The organism is Naumannella halotolerans (assembly GCF_004364645.1).
Taxonomy (GTDB): Bacteria; Actinomycetota; Actinomycetes; order Propionibacteriales; family Propionibacteriaceae; genus Naumannella; species Naumannella halotolerans.
In genome coordinates this window covers 116,789-138,731 of sequence record NZ_SOAW01000001.1, presented here as the reverse complement: position 1 = coordinate 138,731, position 21,943 = coordinate 116,789, and the positions used below count along the sequence as shown (strand labels likewise).

The window sequence follows — 21,943 nt, the reverse complement described above, 5'->3', positions numbered from 1 at the left end:
ACGAGCCCGGCCCCTCGGAAGGGACCGGGCTCGTCGTCTGCGAGGTCAGCGTCGGAAGTAGCTGATGATCCGCAGCAGCTCGATGTAGAGCCAGACCAAGGTGACGGTCAGGCCGAAGGCGGCCTTCCAGGACTGGTCGGCCGGGGCGCGCATGGCGATCCCGCGCTCGACGTGGTCGAAGTCCATCACCAGGTTCAGCACCGCCAGCACGACCGCGATCGCGGAGAAGAGGTACGGCAGCAGGCCGACCTCGCCGGTGACCCCGGCCCGGATGCCGATGCCGGCACCGTTGAACAGGAAGACGATGAAGTTGATCAACATCACTGCGGCGATGGCGATCGTGGCGATCGTCACCACCTTCCGGAAGGTGTTGCCGACCTTGATGTTGAAGAATTTGTAGGCCGCCAAGGTGACACCTGCGGCGACCATGGTGGCGAAGACCGCCTGCACGACGATGCCGGGGTAGACGTTCTCGAAGACACCCGAGATCGCGCCGACCAGCATTCCCTCGAGCACCGAGAAGACGAAGGCCAGCGGCACCGGCACGGTACGCCGAGCGGCGACGATGATGGTCAGGATGAAGGTGCCCAGACCGCCGACGATCGCTGCCGGCAGCCACAGCGGCTGCGGGAGCAGGAAGTAGGTGGCACCCGCGGAGAGGACGACGATGCCCAGCATCACCGCGGTCTTGGTGATCACATCGTCCAGGGTCATCACGCCCCGGTTGCGGTCCTGCTGGCCGATCGGTCCGCCGTGCTGCGGCTGTTGGCCGTAACTCTGGTCGGCAGGTGCGTAGCCGCCCGACGACCAGGTGTCATTCCTCGACAACACCGGATTGGAGCTGCGCATCATGGTCAAGTTCCTCCTCTGACTGAACGGGTCCCATCCTACCGGCGGACGGCGGACCCTCACCGCATGCAACCCGGAGAAGCCCCTGATTGTTCCTGCCCTAGGCTCACCGGGTGAATTCCTTCGACGCGAGCACCCAGGTCGAGCGATCGACCGATGATCCGGGCGTCAGCACCGGATCCTTCGACGGTTCTTGGCAGGTCGGCAACGGCATCAACGGTGGCGTGGTGCTGAGCACCACGGCCCGCGGCCTGGCCGCTGCCCTGGGCGACGATCGGCACCCCGATCCGCTGGCGATCACCGGTACGTACCTGAGCGCCTCGACCGCCGGGCCGTTGACCGTCACCGCCGAGGTGGCCCGCCGGGGTGGCAGCATCTCCAGCGGTACCGCCACCCTCGCCCAGCCCGACGCCGCGGGCGCCCTGCAGACCCGGGCGATCGTCCAGGGTGTCTTCGGTGACCTGTCGCAGTTGCCCGACGACTCCGAGGTCCGCCGCGACCCGCCGCAGATGCCGGCCCCCGAGGACTGTCTGCCGGCGACCATGGCGCCGCCGCACATCACCGAGTCGGCGAAGTACCTGAACAACCTCGATCTGCGCTTCGATCCGGCCACGGTCCAGTGGGCCTTGGGTCAGCCGGCCCGGCGAGGGATGATCCAGGCCTGGGTCAGGTTCCCCGACGGCCGCGAACCGGACCCGTTCGCGCTGCTGTTCCTGGTCGACTGCCTGCCGCCGGTGCTGGCCGATTTCGGGCGGTTCGGCTGGTCGCCGACGCTGCAGCTGTCGGCCTACATCCGTGCCCGCCCGGCGCCCGGTGCATTGCTGGTACGGCACGAGACCGAACATGTCAGTGGCGGACAGTTCGAGGAGGATGTCCGGATCTGGGACTCCGAGGGCACGCTGGTGGCGCAGGGGCGGCAGCTGGCCCGTACCCCTCGGGCCTGAAGCCGCTCGGGCTGAACCGGGGTCGGTGGCCCGGCTGCGCCGACCGGACCCGTCCGTGGTGTGATGGTCCTCCCCGTCCCACTCGGAGAGGCGTGTCGATGACGGTTGTACTGGGCCTGCGTTGCCAGGACGGAGTCGTGCTCGCAGCCGACTCCCAGATCACCGATGGGGCGCGGGACCTCAGCTACCCGGCGCAGAAGTTGCACCCGCTCGGTGACTCAGGCGCCTGGGCCGGCAGCGGCTCCCGGGCGGTGCTGTTGGAACTGGAACCGATCCTGGCCGAGTCGGCCACCCAGGTCCTCGGGGCACCGAACATCGGCCGCGGGTTGCAGGAGCAGGTACTGCCGCTGTTGCGGCACCACTATGAGAGCTTCATCCCCGAGGTACCGGGACAGGATTCCTCGGGTTCGACGCCGGCCACCTATGTGATGGCCGCCGGTTACACCGCGAGCGGTGAGCCCTTCATCGTCGACATCGACCCGCACGGGCTGATCGGCCGCTACGAGGAGGTCGGATTCCACGCGATCGGGTCCGGTTCGGCAATGGCCCAGCAGGCCGGTGCCCTGCTCGCCCATTTCCGGATGACCGAACGCGATGTCGATCATGGCGTACTGGCAGCGGTCCGGGTCCTGGACGCCCTGCGCATCACCTCCCCCAGCGTCGGCGGCGAGATCGATGTGTTCCGGATGACCCCGGACGGTGCGAAGGAGCTGAGCCCGCGGGAGATCAGCGCCGTCCGGACCAAGATCAAGAAGTGGGAGAAGCTGGAGAACGAGGCCCTGGACCGGCTGCCGGCCGATTGAGATCCGCCGGTGGGCCGCATTGGGCCAGCCGGCCGAGGTCGGGAAGAATGGTGCCCGGCCCCCGTAGCCCAATGGCAGAGGCAAGCGGCTTAAACCCGCTCCAGTGTGGGTTCGAGTCCCACCGGGGGCACCAGAGCCGGTCGCACACGCGGCCGTACCGGACGGTTCACCGCCGCCCGGTTCAGGCCCCGTCGGGTTGCGCAGCGACGGATCTGCGCTCCCGAGCCCGCGACGCCACCCCGGCATCGGAGCAGAATCCCTGTCCCGAACGCTTCAGGCACAACAGCCCCTGCAACTTCCCGTCGGCGCCCACCACCGCCAGCCGTCGCCGACCAGTGGCGATCATCTGCTGCCGGCTCTGCTCCAGGTCGGCATCCGGGGCGACGGTCCATCCCGCCAGCGTCCCAAGATCATCTGCGGTCTCGGTGAGGGCATGGCCGTGCAGATCGGAACGGGTGATCACCGTGGCCAATCGTCCGCCGTCGACGATCAACGCCAGGTGGACGTGATCATCGGCGAAGAAGTCGAGCAGGTCGCCGACACTGAGGCCCGGAGCCGACAGCTTCGGTGAGCGCAGCATGGCCTGAGCGACCGTGCGCTGCGATTCGACCATCGGCCCATGATCCCATCCCGGGCAATTCCTGCCGCACCGCGGGGTGACCGGGTACGCGAACTGCCCCGGACCGAAGGGGTCCGGGGCAGTTCGACGGCCTCTCGACCAGGTGGGATCGACGACCTCACTCGGCGGCGACCGCGGCCTCGTAGCTCACGATCTCGTCGACATTGGCCTTCGAGTGACTGCTCGGATCGAAGGTGTAGCCCAGCCATTCCTTGGCCAGCCGCCGCGCCAGCTGCAGTCCGATCACCCGTTGCCCGAAGGTCAGGATCTGGCAGTCGTTGGACAGGATCGAACGCTCCACACTGAAGGAGTCATGGGCAACGGTCGCCCGGATACCGGGGACCTTGTTCGCCGCGATCGAGACACCGATCCCGGTACCGCAGACCAGGATCGCCCGGTCCGCCTCACCGGCCATGATCAACTCACCGGCGCGGGTGGCGACCGAGGTGTAGGTGCAGCTGTCCAGCGACTCCGCGGTGGCCCCCAGGTCGACCACCGAGGCGACCCGCTCATCGGCCTGCAGATCGGCGAGCAGTGCCTGCTTGTAGTCGTAACCGGCCGAGTCGCTGCCCACCAGCATTCTCAGTCCACTCATCTCAGTCCTCATCTCCTCGTTCGAAAGCTTCCCCGACTGCCGTCACGATCATCCCCAGGGAGACCGCACCGGGATCCGGCGTACCGACACTGCGCTCGGCCAGCGGACGTGCCCGGCCGAGCCTGGGTACCAGTTGCGCGGTCTCCTGCGCCGCAGCGACCGCCACCTCCGCGGCGGCGCGCCACGCAGGTGCCAGTCCGGCACCGGCGGCGGTCTGCCGGTCCAGTTCCTCGACGAACGGCAGCAACGCATCAATCATGGTCTTGTCACCCAAGCCCGCCCCGCTGAACTCCTGCAACTTCGCGGTCGACTGCCGCACCGCACGACTGACCGTCGCCGCGTCCGGTGCCTCGGAGTTGCCCAGCGCCTCCCCGATGCCGGCCAGCAGCAACCCCCAGAGAACGCCGCTGGTGCCACCGGCCTTGTCCCCGAAGGCGGCTCCGGCCGCCTGCAACACGCTCTGCACACCACCGTCGGCCGTCTGCGCGGCTGCTCGGGCGGCAGCCGATCCGCGCGACATCCCGATGCCGTGGTCACCGTCACCGGCGATCGCATCCAACCGGCCCAGCTTCTCCTGGTTGGCGTGGACCACCTCGTCCAGGGCGTCCAGCGCTGCCCGTACCACCACCGCAGCCTGTCGCGACTCCTCGCTGGAGGTGTCTGCCTCGACTGCGGCTTCGGTCGAGCCGGTGGTGGTCGCGGTCTCGAACTTCGACTTCGCCGCCGTGCCCCGCTTGAACGCCGGGGTGTCGGCCGGCGCGGTCCACCAGCGCTCCAGGTCCTCGTCCAACCAGGTGACGGACAACGAACAACCCGCCATGTCCAAGCTGGTGACCAACTCCCCCACCTCGGGTTCCACCAGCTCCAGGCCCTGCTCGATCAGGAGTTCGGCGATCTCGCCGAACAACACGTACAGCTCCTCGTACTTGGTGGCCCCCAGACCGTTGACCACCACCGCCACCCGCGGCCCGGAGTCGGCCGGCCGCTCGGCGAGGATCCGTTCGACCAACTGGGCGGCGAGTTCCTTGGCCGGCATCCAGTCGACGGTGGAGATGCCCGGTTCGCCATGGATCCCGAGGCCGAAGTCGATCTTGCCCTCCTCGACCACGAAGAGCGGCTCGTCGGCACCCGGCAGGGTGCACCCGGCGAAGGCGACACCGAAGGAGTAGGTCGCCTCATTCGCCTTCCGCATCGCCGCCTCCACCTGGTCCAGGTCGAGACCCTCCTCGGCCGCTGCGCCGGCCAGTTTGTAGACGGTGAACGTACCGGCGATACCCCGGCGCTGTTCGGCATGATCGGCATCGGCGGAGGCGATGTCGTCGGTCACGTAGACGATCCGGGTGTCGATCCCCTCCGATCGCAGCCGGCTGGCCGCCAGCCCGAAGTTCAACCGGTCACCGGCGTAGTTGCCGAACCCGAGGATCACCCCGGCGCCACCGTCGGTGGCCTTGGCCACCCGATAGACCTGTTCGGCCGACGGTGAGGCGAAGATGTCACCCAGCACACAGCCGTCGGCGAAGCCCGGCCCGACGACGCCGTTGTAGGACGGGAAATGGCCCGATCCGCCGCCGATGACGACAGCCGTCTTGCCGGCCAACGGGCCGTCGGCCCGGCGGAAGCCGGAGGCTCCCTCGATCCTGGTCACCCGGTCGGCATGAGCCAGCGCGAAACTGCGGATGATGTCTTCCTTGAAGGTTTCCGCACCGTTGTGGACATGAGTCATGAGTTCTTCTTCCCTAATGGTCGGCGGTGAGCGTAGGGGCGATTTCGTAGCTGATGCCGGCATCGGCCCAGATCTTCAGCAGCTCCGGGTCGGCCTGTTCATCGGTGATGATCGTGGTCAGTTCCCGCAGCGGGGCGACCCGCAGCAGCGCCAACCGGTTCAGTTTGCTGTGGTCGATCAGCAGATAGCGCTGACTCGCTGCGGCCAGCATGGCCCGCTTCAGGGCCGCGATCTGTTCCTCCTGGTGGAACATCTCCAGTTGCCAGACCGCCGAGGTGGAGACGAAGGCGGCGTCGACATGGATGTTCTCCACCTGCTGGGTGGTCTGCACTCCGACGAAGGAGTCATGGGCGGCGTCGTAGCGCCCGCCCAGGCCGATCACGGTCAGATCGTTGTCCACCGCGCTCTCGGCCAGCTGGTTCAGGCATGGCAGGAAGGTGGTCGCCACGTGCAGCGGTTGCCGTTCGGCCAGTCCGTCGACCATCGGCAGCACCGTGGTGCTGTCGTCGAGCAGGATCGACATCCCGGGATGGACGTAGTTCAGGGCCGCTGCGGCGATCGATCGCTTGGCCTGCAGGTTGGTGGTCAGCCGGTACTCCATCTGCGACTCGAAGACGCTGGAGGGCTGCGCACTGACACCACCGTGGAACTTCCGCACCACACCGCGCCGCTCGAGCTCGTCGAGATCCCGGTGGATCGTCACGATGCTCACATCGAATCGGGCCGCCAGGTCCTGTGCGGTGGCCGAACCGACACCGAGCACATGGGAGGCGATCTCCCGGCGTCGGAGCTCGGACTTCGTGTCGCCGGAGCGCTGGCCGCGCGTACGTCTGCCGGAGGCGACGTCGGGGGCTTCAGCCATCATCATCCGTTCCGGTCCAGCCGGCCCGGTACGCGCAGGCGCACCGGGCCGCGGACCAATTCACCTGGTGTGACCTGCGATCACTCCGTGACCACGAAGTCTTGGACAGTGTCTGCATTGTCCTTGGTGACCAGGACACAGTCCAGCGCCTGCTTCTCCTCCGGGACCCCGGTCTCACCGGTGGTGATCACATTGTTCAACTGCTCGACTGCCATGGTCGTTCCCTCCACGATCGGCTGCACCACCGTGGCCACCATCTCGTCGTTCTTCACCGCGTCCACGGCGTCCTGGTTGCCGTCGAAGCCCAGCACCTTCACCTCGTCGATCTTGCCCGCAGACTTCAGTGCGTTGATCGCTCCCAGGGCCATCTCGTCGTTGCCTGCCACGACACCCTTCACATCGGGGTTCTTCGACAGCAGCTGTTCCATCTTCTCCTGGCCCTCCTGGCGATCCCAGTTGGCGATCTCCTCACCCACCTTCTCCAGGTCCGGGTACTGCGAGATCACCGAGGCGTACCCGTCCGAACGCACCTGGGCGTTGTTGTCCGAGGGCTTGCCCAGCAGCTCGACGTAGGTGCCCTCGTACTCCATGGCCTCTGCCCATGCCTCGGCACCGACGGTCGCCCCCTGGGCGTTGTTCGACACGATCTGCGACTTCGCCAGACCGGTCTGGCTGATCTCGGCATTGACCAGTACCACCGGGATCCCGGCGTCGACCACCTTCTGCACCGCGGCAACGCTCTCGTCGGCACCGGCGGGGTCGAGGATGATCCCTGCCACCTTGTCGTTGATCGCGGCCTCGATCAGGCGGTTCTGCTCATCGGGCTCGTTCTCGTGTGCTGCGGTGGTGGTCTGGTAACCCAGCGCTTCGGCCTGCTGCACTGCGGTGTCGACCTCGGCCTTCCAGTACGGATTCGACGGATCGACGGTGATGATGCTGATCGTGCCGCCGGCCTGACCCGCGGGCGCCGGCTCTGCACCGCCGTCCTCCGACGTACCGCCGCAGGCGGACAGGGCCAGGATGCCGGCCCCGGCCACGATCATCTTCGTCAGTGTGCGCTTCATTCTTCCAACCTCGGTCTTCCTTGATCGATTCCGGTGGGGAGATACCCTCCGGTGCTGAGAAACTCTTCCTGCGTACGGATCCGCCGTACCGGTTCACTCCGCGGCAGCCGCGCGCGCCAGTGACTCCTTCTTCGCCGATGCGACGGCACGTCGTGCGCTGCGCCGGCGCTGAATGATCTGCTGGATCTGGTCCACCGCGACGGCCAGGATGATCACGGCTCCGGTGATCACCTGCTGCCAGAACGGCGACACCCCGACGATCACCAGCCCGTTGGCGAGGAAGCCGATCACGAAAGCGCCGATGATCGTTCCGCGGACCGTGCCCCGGCCGCCGGAGAGGGCGGCGCCACCGATCACCACTGCGGCGATCGCGTTCAGCTCGTAGAACTGACCGAGGTCGGCGGTGGAGCTGGAGATGTTGGCGATCTGCAGCACACCCACCAGTCCGGCGCACAACCCGGAGATCACGTAGACCCAGACCTTCACCCGCTTGACCGGTACGCCGGAGAGGTCGGCCGCCCGCTCATTGCTGCCGATCGAGTACAGCCAGCGGCCGAACGGGGTCTTCGCCAGCACCAGTGAGGCGATGATCGTCACCAGGATCAAGGTCCAGGCCGACATCGGGATCCCGAGCGGGCTGCCGGCGAAGATCTGCAGGAAACCGGTGTTCCCCAGCCCCTCCTGGCCGCGCAGTTCGTTGGTGATGTTCTGTCCGTCCAGCAGCACCTGGGTCAGGCCACGAGCGACGTAGAGCATGCCGAGGGTGACGATGAACGGGGCCAGATTCAACCGGGATATCAACAATCCGTTGACCCACCCGACCAACATGCCCACCAGCACAGCGATCAGCACCACCACCCAGAGCTTCGGGAGCATGATCAACTCGGTGAACGGTACGTCCACCCCACGGAACAGGTTGCCGGCCACGGCACCGGTCAGCCCAACGGTCGACCCCACCGAGAGGTCGATGCCGCCGTGCAGGATGACGAACAACATGCCCAAGGCGACCAGGGCATTGAATGCGACCTGCTTGGTGATCGTGGTCAGGTTTCCGACGGTCAGGTAGTTCTCGCTCATGACCGCGAACACGATGACGATGATCGCCAGGGCGATGAATGCGCGCCCTTCGGTCAACAACTGGTTCCAGGTCAGGTTGCCGAAGATCCGCCGCTGCGCCGGATCGGTCGACGTCGTTGTCGCTGTGCTCATGCTTGTGGTTCCTCGTTTCGGTTGCTCCGCCCGGCGGCGTCGTGGGTAGCTGCCTCGATCGGCAGTGAAGTGTCGGAATCGTCGCCACCGGGCCTTGGCCCACCGTCGGTCGCGACCGGCTCCACGGCCTCCTCCCCGGAGGCCTCCATGATCTCGTCCCGGGTACAGGTACGAGGATCGAACTCCCCGACCAGACGCCCCTTGCTCATCACCAGGATCCGGTGGGAGGCCGACAACGCCTCACCCACTTCGGAGGTGACGTAGAGCACCGCCAACCCCTTGTCGGCCTCGGCGAACAGCAGGCTGAAGATCTCGCCCTTGGCACCGACATCGATCCCCCGAGTCGGCTCGTCCAGCAGCAGCACCTCCGGATCGGTGAGCAGCAGTTTGCCGAGCACCACCTTCTGCTGGTTGCCGCCGGACAGCGAGGTGATCGGCGCATCGGGATTCGCGGTCTTCACCCGCACCTCGTCGATGGCCCAGGCGACCCGCGGCCGCTCCTTGGACCGGGACAAGAACCCCCGCCTGGTCCAGTGGAGCAGACTCGCCAGGGTGAGATTGCCGGCCACGCTGAGCATCTGCACCAGGCCGTCCCGTTGCCGGTCCTCGGGAACAAGTCCGATACCGGCCTCGATCCGGTCCTGGATCGACATCCCGGCCAGATCCGTTCCCGCCAGCCGAACCGAACCACCGGCGATCGCATGGCGCCCCGCCACTGCTTCCAGCAATTCGGTACGTCCGGCGCCCATCAGTCCGTAGATGCAGACGATCTCACCGGCCCGCACGTCGAGGGAGACATTGTTCACCGACACCCGGGAGGTGGCCGGGTCGGCCACGGTCACCGAGTCGATCTGCAACTTCACCTCGCCGAAATTGCGCTCGGCCCCGGAGAAGTCGTAGTCGGCCTCCCGGCCGACCATCTGCCGTACCACCCACGGCAGGTCGATGTCTTCGGCATCGGCGGTGGCGACCAGTTCCCCGTCGCGGAACACCACCGCATAGTCGGCGATCTCCAGCGCCTCCTCCAGGTGATGGGAGATGTAGACGATCGCCACACCTTGGCTGGTCAGTTCCCCGATGACCTTGAACAAGACCTCCACCTCGCTGGCCGACAGCGCCGAGGTGGGCTCGTCCATGATCAGGATTCGGGCATCGGCGGCCAGCGCCCGGGCGATCTCCACGATCTGCTGCTGACCCACCCGCAGGTCCTGCACCGGGGTGGATGCCGCGATCGGCTCCTCCAGCCGCTGCATCAGTTGCTCGGTGATCGCGGTCTCGCGGCGATAGTCGACGAACCCACCGGCCGTCAGCAGTTCCCGGCCGAGGAAGATGTTGTCCCGCACGCTCAGGTTCGCGCAGAGATTCAACTCCTGGTGGATGATCGCGATTCCGTGTTCCAACGCATCGGTGGTGGAGGCGAAGGACACCTCCGAGCCGTCGAGCTCCAGATGCCCGGCACTGGGTTCGACCACACCGGACAGGATCTTCATCAGGGTCGACTTGCCGGCACCGTTCTCGCCGAACAGCACCGTCACCTTGCCCCGGTGGACCTCGAAGTTCACACCCTTCAGTGCTCGGGTGACGCCGTAGGTCTTGGCGATGTCGACAGCCCGCAGGAGGGGTTCGGTGGAGTTCGCCCCCTGCTCGGCCTCAACCTGGGTCGCGCTCATTCGGAGACCTCGATCTCGACCGGCTGGATGTTCACCGGCTTGGCCTCGGGCGGAGCCGAGTCGCCGGTCAGCGCCACCGCGATCACACCGGTGCCGGTGATCTGCTTCCCGGCTGCCGAGGCCGGGTCGGGCAGCTGCGCCTCGACCTGTTCGAGCATCTTCCGCTTCAGCTCGTCCCCGACGTACTGGAACTCGGTCTGTCCGGGGGCATCGGCGAATCGGAACCCGAGCGCGTCTCGGAGCACGGTCCCGTTCACCGCCGTACCGACCGGCAGCAGCAACGGTGTCCGCTCCGGTGCACCGTCGACCTCCAGCCTCAGGGTGTCACCGTCGGCCTCGGTGACGGTTCCGCTGAACTCGACGGCGAAGACGTAGGAACCCTCACTCGGCTCCTGGGCACCGAACTCCTCGGCAGCGGCCTGCGGGTCCTCCTGCACCGCGGTCAGGACCTCACCCACCGGACTGAAGGAGAGATCACCGGCCTGCTGCCACAGCTCATCTGCGGTGGCGACCGGGTCGAAGGTCTCGGGCCCCAGTTCCTCGACCTGGGCGGCGGTCAAGAAGTTCGTGTTCAGAATCATGGCGACCAACAGGACCACGCCGACTGCTGCGGCGATGCCTCGGCGCAACAGAAGGTTCCTGCGAGCGACGCTGCGATTGCGTGGCATCCAATGCTCCTCACTGAGCTTGAAAGGTGGGTTGCAGGACGCTCGGCGCCGTGCAGTGGAAGTATCAAACTAAAGAAGTGAAATATTTACAAGACTTGTCGAAAGAAATGTCTCAGCGTGTGCTGGCCGCGAGGTCGATCAGCGCCAGCAACCCCGCCGGATCCCAGGCGGTACGGCCGACGAACAGTCCTCCGACGCCGGGGATCTGCAGCAACTCGGACGCGTTCTGCAAGGTCACGCTGCCGCCGTAGAGGATCCGTGCGCCCTGCTCCGCGACGGTCTCGGCGATCACCCGTACCACTGGCGCGATCTGCTCGGGTTCGGCGGGGGTGCCGTGTTCGCCGATGGCCCAGATCGGCTCATAGGCGATCACCACCTCCGAGCGCCGATCGGCATCGACGAGTTCCAGGGCCGAGGCGACCTGCTCGGCGATGAACCGATCCTGACCGCCGCCGGACCGTACCTCGGCGCTCTCCCCGACGCACAGCAGCGGGGTCATCGACTCCTCCAGGGCAGCCCGTACCTTGCGCTGCACCGCCTGATCGGTGTCGCCGTACTCGGCCCGCCGTTCGGAGTGGCCGATCTCGACGATCGAGGCCCCGGCATCGCGGACCATCCGCATCGACACCTCACCGGTGCCCGCACCCTCGGGGCGCCAGTTCGCGTTCTGCGTACCCACCGACCACGCACTGCCGGCCAGTCGTCCGGCAACCTCGGCGAGCACGGTGTGTGGCGGCAGGATGAATCCGGTGACCCCGGACGGTGGTGGATCGGCGGCCAGCAGTGCGGCCACGTAGTCGTTCGCCTCCGACCGGGTCTTGTTCATCTTCCAGCTGGTGCCGATCCACAGATCGGCACCAGCAGGGGACGTGGTCATCAGGCGGTCGCCCCGGGGATCAGCGAGACCTTGATCGACTCCTTGCCACTGTTGACCAGGTCGAGCCCCTGCTGGAACTCGGACAGCGGCAGCTGGTGGGTGACGATCTCGTCCATCGGCAGTGCACCCGAATCGAGCAGGCGGATCGCCGTCGGCCAGCAGTTCTTGCCCAGGTGGGCTCCGCGGACGTCGAGTTCCTTGTCATCGCTGATGATCGACCAGTCGACGCTGACATCACTGCCGAAGACGCTGTACTCGACGAAGCGACCCAGCTTGCGCAGCAGGTTCAGACCCTGTCCCACCGCCGAGGGATGACCGGTGCCTTCGAGGTAGACATCGGCGCCGTAACCGTCGGTGAGTTCCATGATCTTGGCCACCACATCGACCTCGGTGATGTTCAGCACCAGGTCGGCGCCGGTCCGCTCGGCCAGTGCGAGCTTCTCCGGTGCCGCATCCAGGGCGATGATCCGGGCCGGGCTCTTGGCCTTCGCACCGGCGATCATGCCCAGACCGATCGGCCCGCAGCCGGCGACCACGACGGTGTCCTCGAAGGTCAGCTCGGCCCGCTCCACCGCGTGCAGGGCACAGGACAGCGGCTCCACGAAGGCGGCATGGGCTGGCGGCAGATGGCTGGGAACCTTGTGCACCAAGGCATTCGTCGGATACACCATGTACTCGGCCATGGCTCCCGGGGTGGCCCGCTTGAAGCCGAACATCACGTGCGGCCCACACATGTGGTAGTTCCCGCTCATGCAGTAACGGCACTTCCAGCAGGGGACGATCTGTTCACTGGTCACCCGGTCGCCGACGGCGATCCCCCAGCGCTCGGCAGCCTCGTCGTCCAGCTCGACGACCGTACCGACGAACTCATGTCCGGGGATCACCTCGGTCTCGGCCCAGGCCGGCCGGTTCTCGTCGCCCCAGAACTTCGCCGCACCGTGATAGCACTTCAGGTCGCTGGCGCAGATGCCCACTGCATCCACCTTGACCAGCACCTCACCGGGTCCACGCTGGGGCACCGGGACCTCGGCCAGCGCGTAGTCCTCCGGACCGTGACAGATCACTGCCTGCATCGTGGTGGGGATGGATGTAGCCTCGGACATCTTTGTCGCCTCCAAATGAAAATTTGCGGTTCTGCGATGAAAGATTGACACAGGTACGGGCCGGGCGCAAGACACGTGGGAGTCGTGCAGCCTGCCGGCTCCGCGGATGAACAGCCTCAGTCGGTGGACGAGTCCCGGATCAGGGCAGCGGCGATCCCGTCGAGGATGTCGGACTCACTGACGGTCAGCGCCGGGGCACCGACCCGGGCCGCGATCCGATCGATGATCATCGCCCCGGCAGCCAGTACCTCGGCCCGGCGAGGCTGGATCGGTCCGGCCTCGATCAGATCCTCCACGGTGCTGTCGAGGATCGCCGCCACCCCTCGGCGTACCTCGGGAATGCTGAGCTCTGCCCGGTGGACGGCATTGCGGTCATAGCTGCTCAGGCCCAGCGCCAGCGCGGCCAGGCTGGTCACACTGCCCGCCACACCGATCCACCGGCCGACACCCGACAGGTCGATGCCGCAGCTGTCCAACTGCTGATCGATGTAGGCCACCGTCGCCGCGCGCTCCTCCTCGGTCGGCGGATCGCCGGGCAGCAGACGCTCACGCAGACGTACCGAACCGATGTCCAGCGACACGGCCTGGGCGAGGACACCGTGGGTACCCACGACCAGTTCGGTCGATCCGCCGCCGATGTCGGTGACCAGCACCGGCTCGTCGAAGCTCGCCGCGTCGTCGAAGCCGGACAGGGCCCCGGTGAAGGACAGCCGCGCCTCCTCGTCCCCGGAGATGATCTCGGCCTCCACCCCGGCGAGCGCACGTACCCCGTCGAAGAATTCTTCGGAGTTGGCGGCGTCGCGAGCCGCAGAGGTGGCCACGAAGCGCGTCCGCTCAGCGGGCACCGAGTACTCGGCGATCACCCGGGCGAAGTCGGCGGTCGCCGCGAGGGTACGTTGCAGCGCCTCCGGATCGAATCGCCCGGTGGCATCGACACCTTGGCCGAGCCGGACCAGTTGCAATTGGCGATACAACTCCTGGAGGCGACCGTCGGTGCCGGCCTCGGCGACCAGCAGCCGGATGGAGTTGGTGCCACAGTCGATCGCAGCCACTCTCACAGCGTCAGCTCCTGATCCTGCAGACAGGGTTTCGCCAGGGAGTCGCCGAGCATCGCCAGCGCCTCGTCGCCGAGCGGGTTGACTCCCGGCCCGACAGCCAGCGAATGGGCGACCAGGGCATGCAGACACTTCACCCGATCCGGCATCCCGCCGGCGGAGAAGTTCTCAATCTCCGGCACCACTCCGAGCGCGTTGCGATCGGCGAGATAGGCCTCATGGGCCTTGCGATAGGCCGCAGCCAACTCCGGATCCTCGGCCAGCCGCTGGTTCATCTCGGCCATCAGCCCCGACGCCTCCAACGACGAGCAGCCGGCGACCATGCTGGGACAGGTCAGGTAGTAGATGGTCGGGAAGGGGGTGCCGTCGGGGAGCCGGGGCTCGGTCACGATCACCCCCGGACGGCCCTGGTGGCAGCGCCAGCCGACCCGTACCACGGCTCGCGGGCGGCGGTGCAGTTGCAGTTCGACGACTGCGGCGTCCGCCTCGGTGTACTCGTCGATCATCCGGTCCCCTCGGCCGGCTCGACCACCTCTTTGGGCGCCTCCCCGTCGGCGGTCAACGGTTCCTCGTCCGCCGGATCGGCCGACGGCTCCGGTTCGGCCTCGACGGGACGGTCGGCGGCGGCGATGCCGTTCTCCAGCCTGCTCCACCAGGGAACCTTCGGTTCGGCCTCGGCCGCCGGAACCTGTGCCTGCCGGTCGAGGCTGGACCCGATCGGATTGCCCTCGGCGTCGATCACCCGGAACCCCACCTCCCCGGGTACCACCCAACCGAGCCGGTCCCGAGCCATCGCCCGGACGTAATTCTCGTCCTGCCACCGACTCAGCTCGTAGTTGAGGTCGTCGATGGCGAGCTGGCGCTGCTCGGCCTCCTGCTGCAGCGCGGCGATCTCGGCGTCCTGGTTCAGGTAGATCCGCACGCTGTTGGCATAGGAGATGCCCAACATCAACACGACCATCACCAGGGCGATCGCCCGCCGGGTGACCCCGACACCACCGGGCAGGGTGAGCCAGGCCGCCCGCTTCTGCTTCTGCGGCGACTTCGCCGGCGGCGTGGCAGCGGCCCCCCGCGCACCCGGCCGGGTGGAGGTGGACGACGTGCCACGCCGGCCGACACGGGTTCGTGTCGGCCCCGAGCTCACCGGGCGGCCGGCCGGCCGCGATTTCGTCGCCTGTGCCACGCCCACCAGTTCACCATGTCGACGGCTCAGGCTCGAATTCCCGCGCCGAGCACGCCGGCTCTCCTCGACGAGATCGGGATTTCGACGGCCCGCCACCAGCGAGCCGGCCCGATATCGCGGTACGGCGCGGTCCGCCGTACCCGCAACGAGGCCCAGCCGTCGAAATCCCCGGCGACAAGCCGGGGCCGTCGAAATCCATCCGAGCGTCCCCAGACACGAAGGACTCCGCGCACCGAGGTGCGCGGAGTCCTCCTCTGGGCTGCCCGGGCAGCCTGTTGTCTCAGGCGGTGTAGCGCGGGAAGGCGCCGGCGCCGGCGTAGGTGGCGGCGTCGTCCAGCTCCTCCTCGATCCGCAGCAGCTGGTTGTACTTGGCCACCCGCTCCGAGCGGGCCGGGGCGCCGGTCTTGATCTGCCCGCAGTTGGTGGCCACGGCCAGGTCGGCGATGGTGGTGTCCTCGGTCTCACCCGAGCGATGGCTCATCATCGCGCCCATCTGCGAGCGCTGGGCCAGTTCGACGGCATCCAGGGTCTCGGTCAGCGAACCGATCTGGTTCACCTTCACCAGCAGCGCATTGGCCGCCTTCTTCTCGATCCCGGTACGCAGCCGCTCGACATTGGTGACGAACAGGTCGTCACCGACCAACTGCACCTTGTCCCCGACCTCGGCGGTGAGCTTGCTCCAGCCGTCCCAGTCGTTCTCGTCCAGCGGGTCCTCGATGGAGACGATCGGGAAGTCCTTCAGCCAACTGGCGTAGACCGCGCTGAGCTTGTCGGCGGTCAACTTCTTGCCGTCGAAGGCGTACTTGCCGTCCTCGAAGAACTCGGTGGCCGCCACGTCCAGCGCCAGGGCGATGTCGGTGCCGAGCTTCAGACCGGTGGTCTCCACCGCCTCGGCGATCAGTTCCAGAGCGGCCCGGTTCTGCGGCAGGTTGGGCGCGAAACCGCCCTCGTCGCCCAGCCCGGTGGCCAGCCCCTTGGCCTTCAGCACCGACTTCAGCGCGTGGTAGACCTCGGCCCCCTGGCGCAGCGCCTCGCGGAAGGTCGGCGCGCCGATCGGGGCGATCATGAACTCCTGCACGTCCACATCGGAGTCGGCGTGGGCGCCACCGTTGAGGATGTTCATCATCGGCACCGGGAGCACATGGGCGTTCGGCCCGCCGACGTAACGGAACAGCGGCAGACCGGCGGATTCGGCGGCGGCCTTGGCCACGGCGAGGGAGACACCGAGGATGGCGTTGGCTCCGAGGTTGGCCTTGTTCGGGGTGCCGTCGAGGTCCAGCATCACCTGGTCGATGAAGCGCTGGTCGGAGGCGTCGTAGCCGATGATCTCCTCGCCGATGGCGTCGATCACGTTGTCGACGGCCTTCAACACGCCCTTGCCGCCGTAGCGGCTCTTGTCCCCGTCACGGAGTTCGACGGCCTCGTAGGCGCCGGTGGAGGCACCCGAGGGGACCGCGGCGCGGCCTTCGGTGCCGTCATCGAGCAGGACCTCGACCTCCACGGTCGGGTTGCCTCGGGAGTCGAGGATCTCGCGTGCGTCGACGAATTCAATGGATGCCACAAGTCGCCCTTTCACTGTTCGAACTGCGGTACGCCGACAGCCTAGCGATCCTCGCTGTGCGGACCAGTGGCCGTGGTGGTACGGATCAGCGCGGCGTCTGCCTTGGCGGGTCGGCGAGCTGCCCGGATCCCTCGGCGGCGACCACCTGCTGCTCCAGCCCCCGGACCGCTGTCCGCAGCACCTGATCGGCATCGAGTCCACTGGCCTGTGCCCGCGCGATCAGCGCCAGCAGTTGATCCCCCAGCTCGCGGTCGCCGATCGGCTCACTCGGCAGGTCCAGATCGACCCGATGGGAGCGGGATCGGGAGATGACCTTCTGCGCCCGCGGCACCGAGGGCATCGGCGGAATCCCCTGCAGCGCCGACCGGCGGCCCTTCTCTGCCCGTTTGCGTTGTTCCCAACTGCCGACCAGGTCCTCGGGTACGGCGGAGTCGTCGAAGACGTAGGGGTGTCGACGGATCAGCTTGTCGGTCAGCTCGGCTGCCACCCGCTCGAGGTCGAAGGCACCGCGTTCGGTGGCGATCTCAGCGTGGAAGACGACCTGCAGCAGCAGATCCCCCAGTTCCTCGCGACGATCGTCATCGGTGCCGTCCTCGATCGCCTCGATCAGCTCGTGGGTCTCCTCCAGCAGATAGGTCACCAGGGACTCATGGGTCTGCTCGGCATCCCAGGGACACCCCGCTCGCAATCGATGCATCACCTGCACGAGCGTGGCCAGGGAAGACAGCTGGTCGGGCCGATCGGAGTCAGTCACAGCGCCATTGTGTCGTGCGGGCTTGTGTCGTGCGGGGCAGGTGCTGTGAAGCTCACGCCGTGAGGGGAAACGTCGGTGCGGAACCTCGAATCAGGACCGGTACGGGGTGGACAGCGATCCTCCCGGTGTCACGGCATGGGTAAGCGGATCCCAGGTGCCGTAGGCGGGGTTGAGGCCCGGGGAATCTAGACTGGCCCGATGCTCCGCCGGCTGATCCCCGTCCAGCTCGCACTGGTGAGCCTGCTGTTGGCCACCTCGGCCTGCGCGGCGGGCGGGCGCAACCCTGCCCCGGCGACGCCGGCTGCGAGGCTCGCCCCCGACGAGCTCTGTCCGCCGAAGGTCCCCGACCTGATGCCGACCAATTCGGACGGGACGATCCCGGCGGCGCCCGTCTCACCCGCGCTGCGGCCCTCGACTGCGGCCTGGGTCTGTCACTATTCGCTGCCGATGTCGAGCAGTGAGGACGGGTTCTTCTGGCAACTCGACGGGCAGGCGGAGACGCTGCCTGCGGCCGAGCTCGGTCGGGTGGACGAGCTGATCGGTTCCGCGGTCCCCTTGTCGCCCGGAACCCCCTGCACCGCGGACGCCGGACCGTTGTACGTTTTGGTGGTCGACGACGGCCAGCAGCAGACGGCGGTGATCGTGGAGGACTTCGGCTGCCGCAGGACCCAGCTCAACGACCTTCCGCTGGGCGGTGAGCTAGCGGCCACCAGCGAGGGATCGGTGAACGGAAACCTGGCCGCTCCGGAGCTCGCCCGGCAACTGCGGGAATGGGTCTGAGCACGTCCTCCACGACGGGCGATGCACCGGCCCGGATCAGCCGGCAGCCGGGGCCAGCACGGGCGCGAAGATGTCCTCGACCACCTTGCTCGCCCACTGCAGCAGCTCCACATCGGTGGGCGGTTTGCCACCGACCCGCTCGGCCCGGGGCCGCGGGATCAGCACCATCTTGGTCTGTTCCTTCAGCACCGCGCGCGGGTGCAACCGCTTCAGCCGCATCCGACGCGAATCGGGCAGCTCGGCCGGTCCGAAGCGGATGAAGTTGCCCTGGGCGACGACTTCACGCAGTCCGGCAGCCCGGGCCGCGAGCCGGAACCGGGCGACGTCGATCAGGGTCAGCACCGGACCGGTCGGCTCTCCGTAGCGGTCGGTCATCTCGGCCACCACCGCGCTCAGGTCGTCGGGGGTACGAGTCTCGGCCAACCGTTTGTACATCTCCAGGCGCAGCCGCTCGGTCTCGATGTAGTCCTCCGGCAGGTGGGCGTCGACCGGCAGCTCGATCCGTACCTCCGGCTCGGGTTCGCCGCCCTCGCCACGGAAGTCGGCGACGGCTTCGCCGACCAACCGGATGTAGAGGTCGAAACCGACATCGGCGATGTGCCCGGACTGTTCGCCGCCCAAGAGGTTTCCGGCGCCCCGGATCTCCAGGTCCTTCATCGCGATCTGCATTCCCGCACCAAGATCGGAATGGGCGGTCATGGTCGCCAGTCGATCATGGGCGGTCTCGGTCAGCGAACGGTCCGGCGGGTAGAGGAAGTAGGCATAGCCCCGCTCCCGACCGCGGCCCACCCGGCCACGCAGCTGGTGCAGCTGCGAGAGCCCGAGCAGGTCGGCCCGTTCGATGATCAAGGTGTTCGCGGTGGAGATGTCCAACCCAGCTTCGACGATGGTGGTGCAGACCAGCACATCGGCGCGACGTTCCCAGAAGTCGACCATCACCTGTTCGAGTTTGGCCTCCCCCATCTGGCCGTGGGCGGTGACCACCTTCGCCTCGGGTACGAGCTCGGCGATCTTCTTCGCCGTCTTCTCGATCGACTGCACCCGGTTGTGGATGAAGAAGACCTGCCCCTCCCGCATCAGCTCGCGCCGGATCGCCGCGGCGACCTGCGCCTCCTCGTAGGGTCCGGCGAAGGTCAGTACCGGGTGCCGCTCCTCCGGCGGGGTGGCGATGGTCGACATCTCCCGGATACCGGTGATCGCCATCTCCAGGGTGCGCGGGATCGGGGTGGCCGACATCGCCAGCACATCGACGTCCATCCGCAGGCGTTTCAACGCCTCCTTGTGCTCGACGCCGAAACGCTGTTCCTCGTCGATGATCACCAAGCCGAGGTCCTTGAACTCGACCTCACCGCTGAGCAGCCGATGGGTACCGACGACGACGTCGACGCTGCCGTCGGCGACCCCCTCGCGCACCTTCTTCGCCTCCGCCTCGGTCTGGAATCGGCTCAACCCGGCCACTCTCACCGGGAATCCGGCGTAGCGATCGGCGAAGGTCGCGTAGTGCTGCTGCACCAGCAGCGTCGTGGGTACGAGCACCGCCACCTGCTTGCCGTCCTGCACCGCCTTGAATGCGGCCCGGACCGCGATCTCGGTCTTGCCGTACCCGACGTCACCGCAGATCAGCCGGTCCATCGGCACGATCTGTTCCATGTCCTGTTTGACCTCGGTGATGGCGGCCAGCTGATCGGGTGTCTCCACGTAGTTGAAGGCATCCTCGAGCTCGCGCTGCCAGGTCGTGTCCGGGCCGAAGGCATGTCCGCGGGAGGCCTGTCGCGCGGCGTAGAGCTTGATCAACTCGGCGGCGATCTGGCGTACCGCCTTGCGGGCACGGCCCTTCCGCTTGGCCCAGTCCGCGCCGCCCATCTTGTCCAGGGTCGGGTTCTCCCCGCCGACGTAGCGGGTGACCTGGTCCAACTGGTCCATCGGGACGAACAATCGGTCACCCGGTTGCCCCCGCTTCGACGGCGCGTACTCGATCACCAGGTACTCGCGGGTCGCATCACCGATCGTGCGCTGCACCATCTCGATGTAGCGACCGACCCCGTGCTGCTCGTGCACCACCGAGTCACCGGTGCTCAGTTGCAGCGGATCGATCTGGTTCTTCCGCCGGGCCGGCATCTTGCGCTGCGACTTGTCGGCGGTGCGCTGACCGGACAGATCGGCAGCGGTGAAGACGGCCAGGTTGATGCCCTCGGCGACGAAGCCCTGGGCCAGGTCGGCGATGATCACATTGACCACGTCGTCGTGCAGGTCACCCTCGTGATCGGCCAACCTGGCCGGAATCTCGTGCTCGCCGAGCAACTGCACCATGCGCTTGCCGAGACCTGTCCCCTCGGCCGCCAGGACGACCTGCCAGCCGGCGGTCAGCGCGCGCCGGATGTCACCGATCGCGGCATCGACGTTGCCGCGCCAGGAGTCGACGGCTCGCGCAGCGAGGGTACGGGAGTCCACACCGGTCATCGGCCCGGTGGACAGGTCGACCACCTCGCCGTCATCGGTACGGATCACCTCATCGGCGCCCGGGCCGGCGGAGAACGGGCTCAGCGTCCACCAGAGCAGACCGCGGTCCAGGGCCTCGGCGCGTACCTGCGCCAGATCCCGGTAGGCCGAGGCGGCCAGGTCGATCGGGGTCTTCCCCCCGGCCGCGGCAGCCTGCCAGGAACTGGCCAGGAACTCCTGACTCATGGTCACCAGATCGGCGGCCCGTCCACGGATCAGCTCCGGGTCGGCGATCAGCACGATGGTGTCATCGGGCAGGGCGTCGATCATCAGCTCCATGCCGCCCTCGACCAGGGCCGGGGCCAGCGACTCCATGCCCTCGACGGCGGTACCGAGCGCGATCTTCTCCAGCATCTCCGACAACTCGGGATGATCATCGAGCAGGGCCAGGGCGCGTTCGCGTACCTGTTCGGTGATCAACATCTCCCGGCACGGAGAGGCGGTGAACTCGGCCAGCGGCTCGCCGAAGGAGCGCTGATCGGCAACGGTGAAGGAGCGGATCTCCTCCACGGTGTCACCGAAGAAGTCGATCCGGACCGGATGCTCGGAGGTGGGCGAGAAGACGTCCAGGATGCCGCCGCGGACGGTGAACTCACCGCGACGTTCGACCAGGTCGACCCGGGTGTAGGCGGCGGCGACCAGATCGCGGGCCAGTTCCTCGGGGTCGTGTTCGGATCCGGCCTCGACCCGGACCGGCCGCATCTGTCCCAGACCCTTGACCTGCGGTTGCAGCAGCGAGCGGACGGGGGCGATGACCACCTTCGGCGGCGGTTGTTCATCGGTACCGGCGAACCGGCGCAGCACCGACAACCGCCGTCCGACGGTGTCCGAGCGGGGGCTCAGCCGCTCATGCGGCAGGGTTTCCCAGGCCGGGTAGTAGGCGACATCGTCGGGGTCGAGGATGCTGCCGAGAACGGCGGTGACGTTCTCCGCCTCACGGTAGGTCGAGGTGACCAGCAGCACCGGCGCCACCTGCGCCAGGGCCGCCACGACGAACGGGCGCAGCGCCGGCGGGCCGGTCAGGTCGAAGGCATTGACGGTACGCCGACGGGCGTCATCGACCACCTCGGAGAGGACGGGGTCGGACGCGATCCGGGAGACGAGAGCAGACAGGCTCACCCGATC

The 21,943-nt window shown here is 67.4% G+C and carries 20 protein-coding genes and 1 tRNA gene; 4 read left to right on the top strand and 17 right to left on the bottom strand.

The window, feature by feature from the left end:
- Nucleotides 1–45: 45 nt before the first annotated feature.
- Nucleotides 46–852 (bottom strand): Bax inhibitor-1/YccA family protein, encoded by an 807-nt coding sequence (locus CLV29_RS00665; RefSeq protein ID WP_133753180.1) that lies wholly within the window; start codon nucleotides 850–852, stop codon nucleotides 46–48.
- 110 nt (nucleotides 853–962) lie between these two features.
- On the opposite strand from CLV29_RS00665, the gene CLV29_RS00660 reads away from it, so the two are divergent.
- The 3 genes from CLV29_RS00660 (at nucleotide 963) to CLV29_RS00650 (ending at nucleotide 2,729) form a co-directional block, all read left to right on the top strand.
- Nucleotides 963–1,793: a thioesterase family protein gene (locus CLV29_RS00660; RefSeq protein WP_133753179.1), complete on the top strand. Its 831-nt coding sequence runs from the start codon at nucleotides 963–965 to the stop codon at nucleotides 1,791–1,793.
- Between the two features lie 98 nt (nucleotides 1,794–1,891).
- Nucleotides 1,892–2,596, top strand: a complete 705-nt coding sequence (locus CLV29_RS00655) for an Ntn hydrolase family protein (RefSeq protein ID WP_133753178.1) — start codon at nucleotides 1,892–1,894, stop codon at nucleotides 2,594–2,596.
- A gap of 57 nt (nucleotides 2,597–2,653) precedes the next feature.
- Nucleotides 2,654–2,729 (top strand) — tRNA-Leu (locus tag CLV29_RS00650).
- A 48-nt stretch (nucleotides 2,730–2,777) separates the two neighbouring features.
- Here the strand turns inward: CLV29_RS00650 and CLV29_RS00645 are convergent.
- From CLV29_RS00645 to CLV29_RS00575, 15 genes are all read right to left on the bottom strand, one after another.
- Entirely contained in the window at nucleotides 2,778–3,209 is a 432-nt protein-coding gene (locus CLV29_RS00645) for a CBS domain-containing protein (protein ID WP_133753177.1), read from the bottom strand.
- Between the two features lie 124 nt (nucleotides 3,210–3,333).
- Nucleotides 3,334–3,810 (bottom strand): ribose-5-phosphate isomerase, encoded by a 477-nt coding sequence (locus CLV29_RS00640; RefSeq protein ID WP_133753176.1) that lies wholly within the window; start codon nucleotides 3,808–3,810, stop codon nucleotides 3,334–3,336.
- A 1-nt stretch (nucleotide 3,811) separates the two neighbouring features.
- Nucleotides 3,812–5,533: a dihydroxyacetone kinase family protein gene (locus CLV29_RS00635; RefSeq protein WP_133753175.1), complete on the bottom strand. Its 1,722-nt coding sequence runs from the start codon at nucleotides 5,531–5,533 to the stop codon at nucleotides 3,812–3,814.
- A 13-nt stretch (nucleotides 5,534–5,546) separates the two neighbouring features.
- Nucleotides 5,547–6,395, bottom strand: coding sequence for a DeoR/GlpR family DNA-binding transcription regulator (locus CLV29_RS00630; protein WP_166649081.1), 849 nt, complete (start codon nucleotides 6,393–6,395; stop codon nucleotides 5,547–5,549).
- Between the two features lie 80 nt (nucleotides 6,396–6,475).
- Nucleotides 6,476–7,459 (bottom strand): D-ribose ABC transporter substrate-binding protein, encoded by a 984-nt coding sequence (locus tag CLV29_RS00625; protein WP_133753173.1) that lies wholly within the window; start codon nucleotides 7,457–7,459, stop codon nucleotides 6,476–6,478.
- Nucleotides 7,460–7,552: 93 nt separating this feature from the next.
- Nucleotides 7,553–8,668 (bottom strand): ABC transporter permease, encoded by a 1,116-nt coding sequence (locus tag CLV29_RS00620; RefSeq protein WP_133753172.1) that lies wholly within the window; start codon nucleotides 8,666–8,668, stop codon nucleotides 7,553–7,555.
- Nucleotides 8,665–10,338 (bottom strand): sugar ABC transporter ATP-binding protein, encoded by a 1,674-nt coding sequence (locus CLV29_RS00615; RefSeq protein ID WP_133753171.1) that lies wholly within the window; start codon nucleotides 10,336–10,338, stop codon nucleotides 8,665–8,667. The genes CLV29_RS00620 and CLV29_RS00615 overlap by 4 nt, the downstream gene beginning before the upstream one ends.
- Nucleotides 10,335–11,006, bottom strand: a complete 672-nt coding sequence (locus tag CLV29_RS00610; protein WP_133753170.1) for a DUF2291 family protein — start codon at nucleotides 11,004–11,006, stop codon at nucleotides 10,335–10,337. Before CLV29_RS00610 ends, CLV29_RS00615 begins: the two co-directional genes overlap by 4 nt.
- Before the next feature lie 112 nt (nucleotides 11,007–11,118).
- Nucleotides 11,119–11,883: a triose-phosphate isomerase gene (locus CLV29_RS00605; protein WP_133753169.1), complete on the bottom strand. Its 765-nt coding sequence runs from the start codon at nucleotides 11,881–11,883 to the stop codon at nucleotides 11,119–11,121.
- The gene (locus CLV29_RS00600; RefSeq protein ID WP_133753168.1) at nucleotides 11,883–12,986 is read right to left on the bottom strand and encodes an alcohol dehydrogenase catalytic domain-containing protein; all 1,104 of its coding nucleotides are present in this window, start codon (nucleotides 12,984–12,986) and stop codon (nucleotides 11,883–11,885) included. Before CLV29_RS00600 ends, CLV29_RS00605 begins: the two co-directional genes overlap by 1 nt.
- A gap of 116 nt (nucleotides 12,987–13,102) precedes the next feature.
- The gene (locus CLV29_RS00595; protein WP_133753167.1) at nucleotides 13,103–14,044 is read right to left on the bottom strand and encodes a Ppx/GppA phosphatase family protein; all 942 of its coding nucleotides are present in this window, start codon (nucleotides 14,042–14,044) and stop codon (nucleotides 13,103–13,105) included.
- Nucleotides 14,041–14,547 (bottom strand): DUF501 domain-containing protein, encoded by a 507-nt coding sequence (locus tag CLV29_RS00590; RefSeq protein ID WP_133753166.1) that lies wholly within the window; start codon nucleotides 14,545–14,547, stop codon nucleotides 14,041–14,043. The genes CLV29_RS00595 and CLV29_RS00590 overlap by 4 nt, the downstream gene beginning before the upstream one ends.
- The gene (locus CLV29_RS00585; RefSeq protein WP_133753165.1) at nucleotides 14,544–15,230 is read right to left on the bottom strand and encodes an FtsB family cell division protein; all 687 of its coding nucleotides are present in this window, start codon (nucleotides 15,228–15,230) and stop codon (nucleotides 14,544–14,546) included. The genes CLV29_RS00590 and CLV29_RS00585 overlap by 4 nt, the downstream gene beginning before the upstream one ends.
- 274 nt (nucleotides 15,231–15,504) lie before the next feature.
- Complete coding sequence (eno, locus tag CLV29_RS00580; protein WP_133753164.1) at nucleotides 15,505–16,785, bottom strand: phosphopyruvate hydratase; 1,281 nt, start codon at nucleotides 16,783–16,785, stop codon at nucleotides 15,505–15,507.
- Between the two features lie 85 nt (nucleotides 16,786–16,870).
- On the bottom strand, nucleotides 16,871–17,482 hold the full coding sequence (locus tag CLV29_RS00575; protein WP_133754938.1) for a nucleoside triphosphate pyrophosphohydrolase: 612 nt from the start codon (nucleotides 17,480–17,482) through the stop codon (nucleotides 16,871–16,873).
- A gap of 255 nt (nucleotides 17,483–17,737) precedes the next feature.
- On the opposite strand from CLV29_RS00575, the gene CLV29_RS00570 reads away from it, so the two are divergent.
- Entirely contained in the window at nucleotides 17,738–18,319 is a 582-nt protein-coding gene (locus CLV29_RS00570) for a hypothetical protein (protein ID WP_133753163.1), read from the top strand.
- Between the two features lie 36 nt (nucleotides 18,320–18,355).
- Here CLV29_RS00570 and mfd read toward each other — a convergent pair whose 3' ends face one another.
- Nucleotides 18,356–21,937: a transcription-repair coupling factor gene (gene mfd, locus CLV29_RS00565; RefSeq protein ID WP_133753162.1), complete on the bottom strand. Its 3,582-nt coding sequence runs from the start codon at nucleotides 21,935–21,937 to the stop codon at nucleotides 18,356–18,358.
- Between the last annotated feature and the right edge of the window lie 6 nt (nucleotides 21,938–21,943).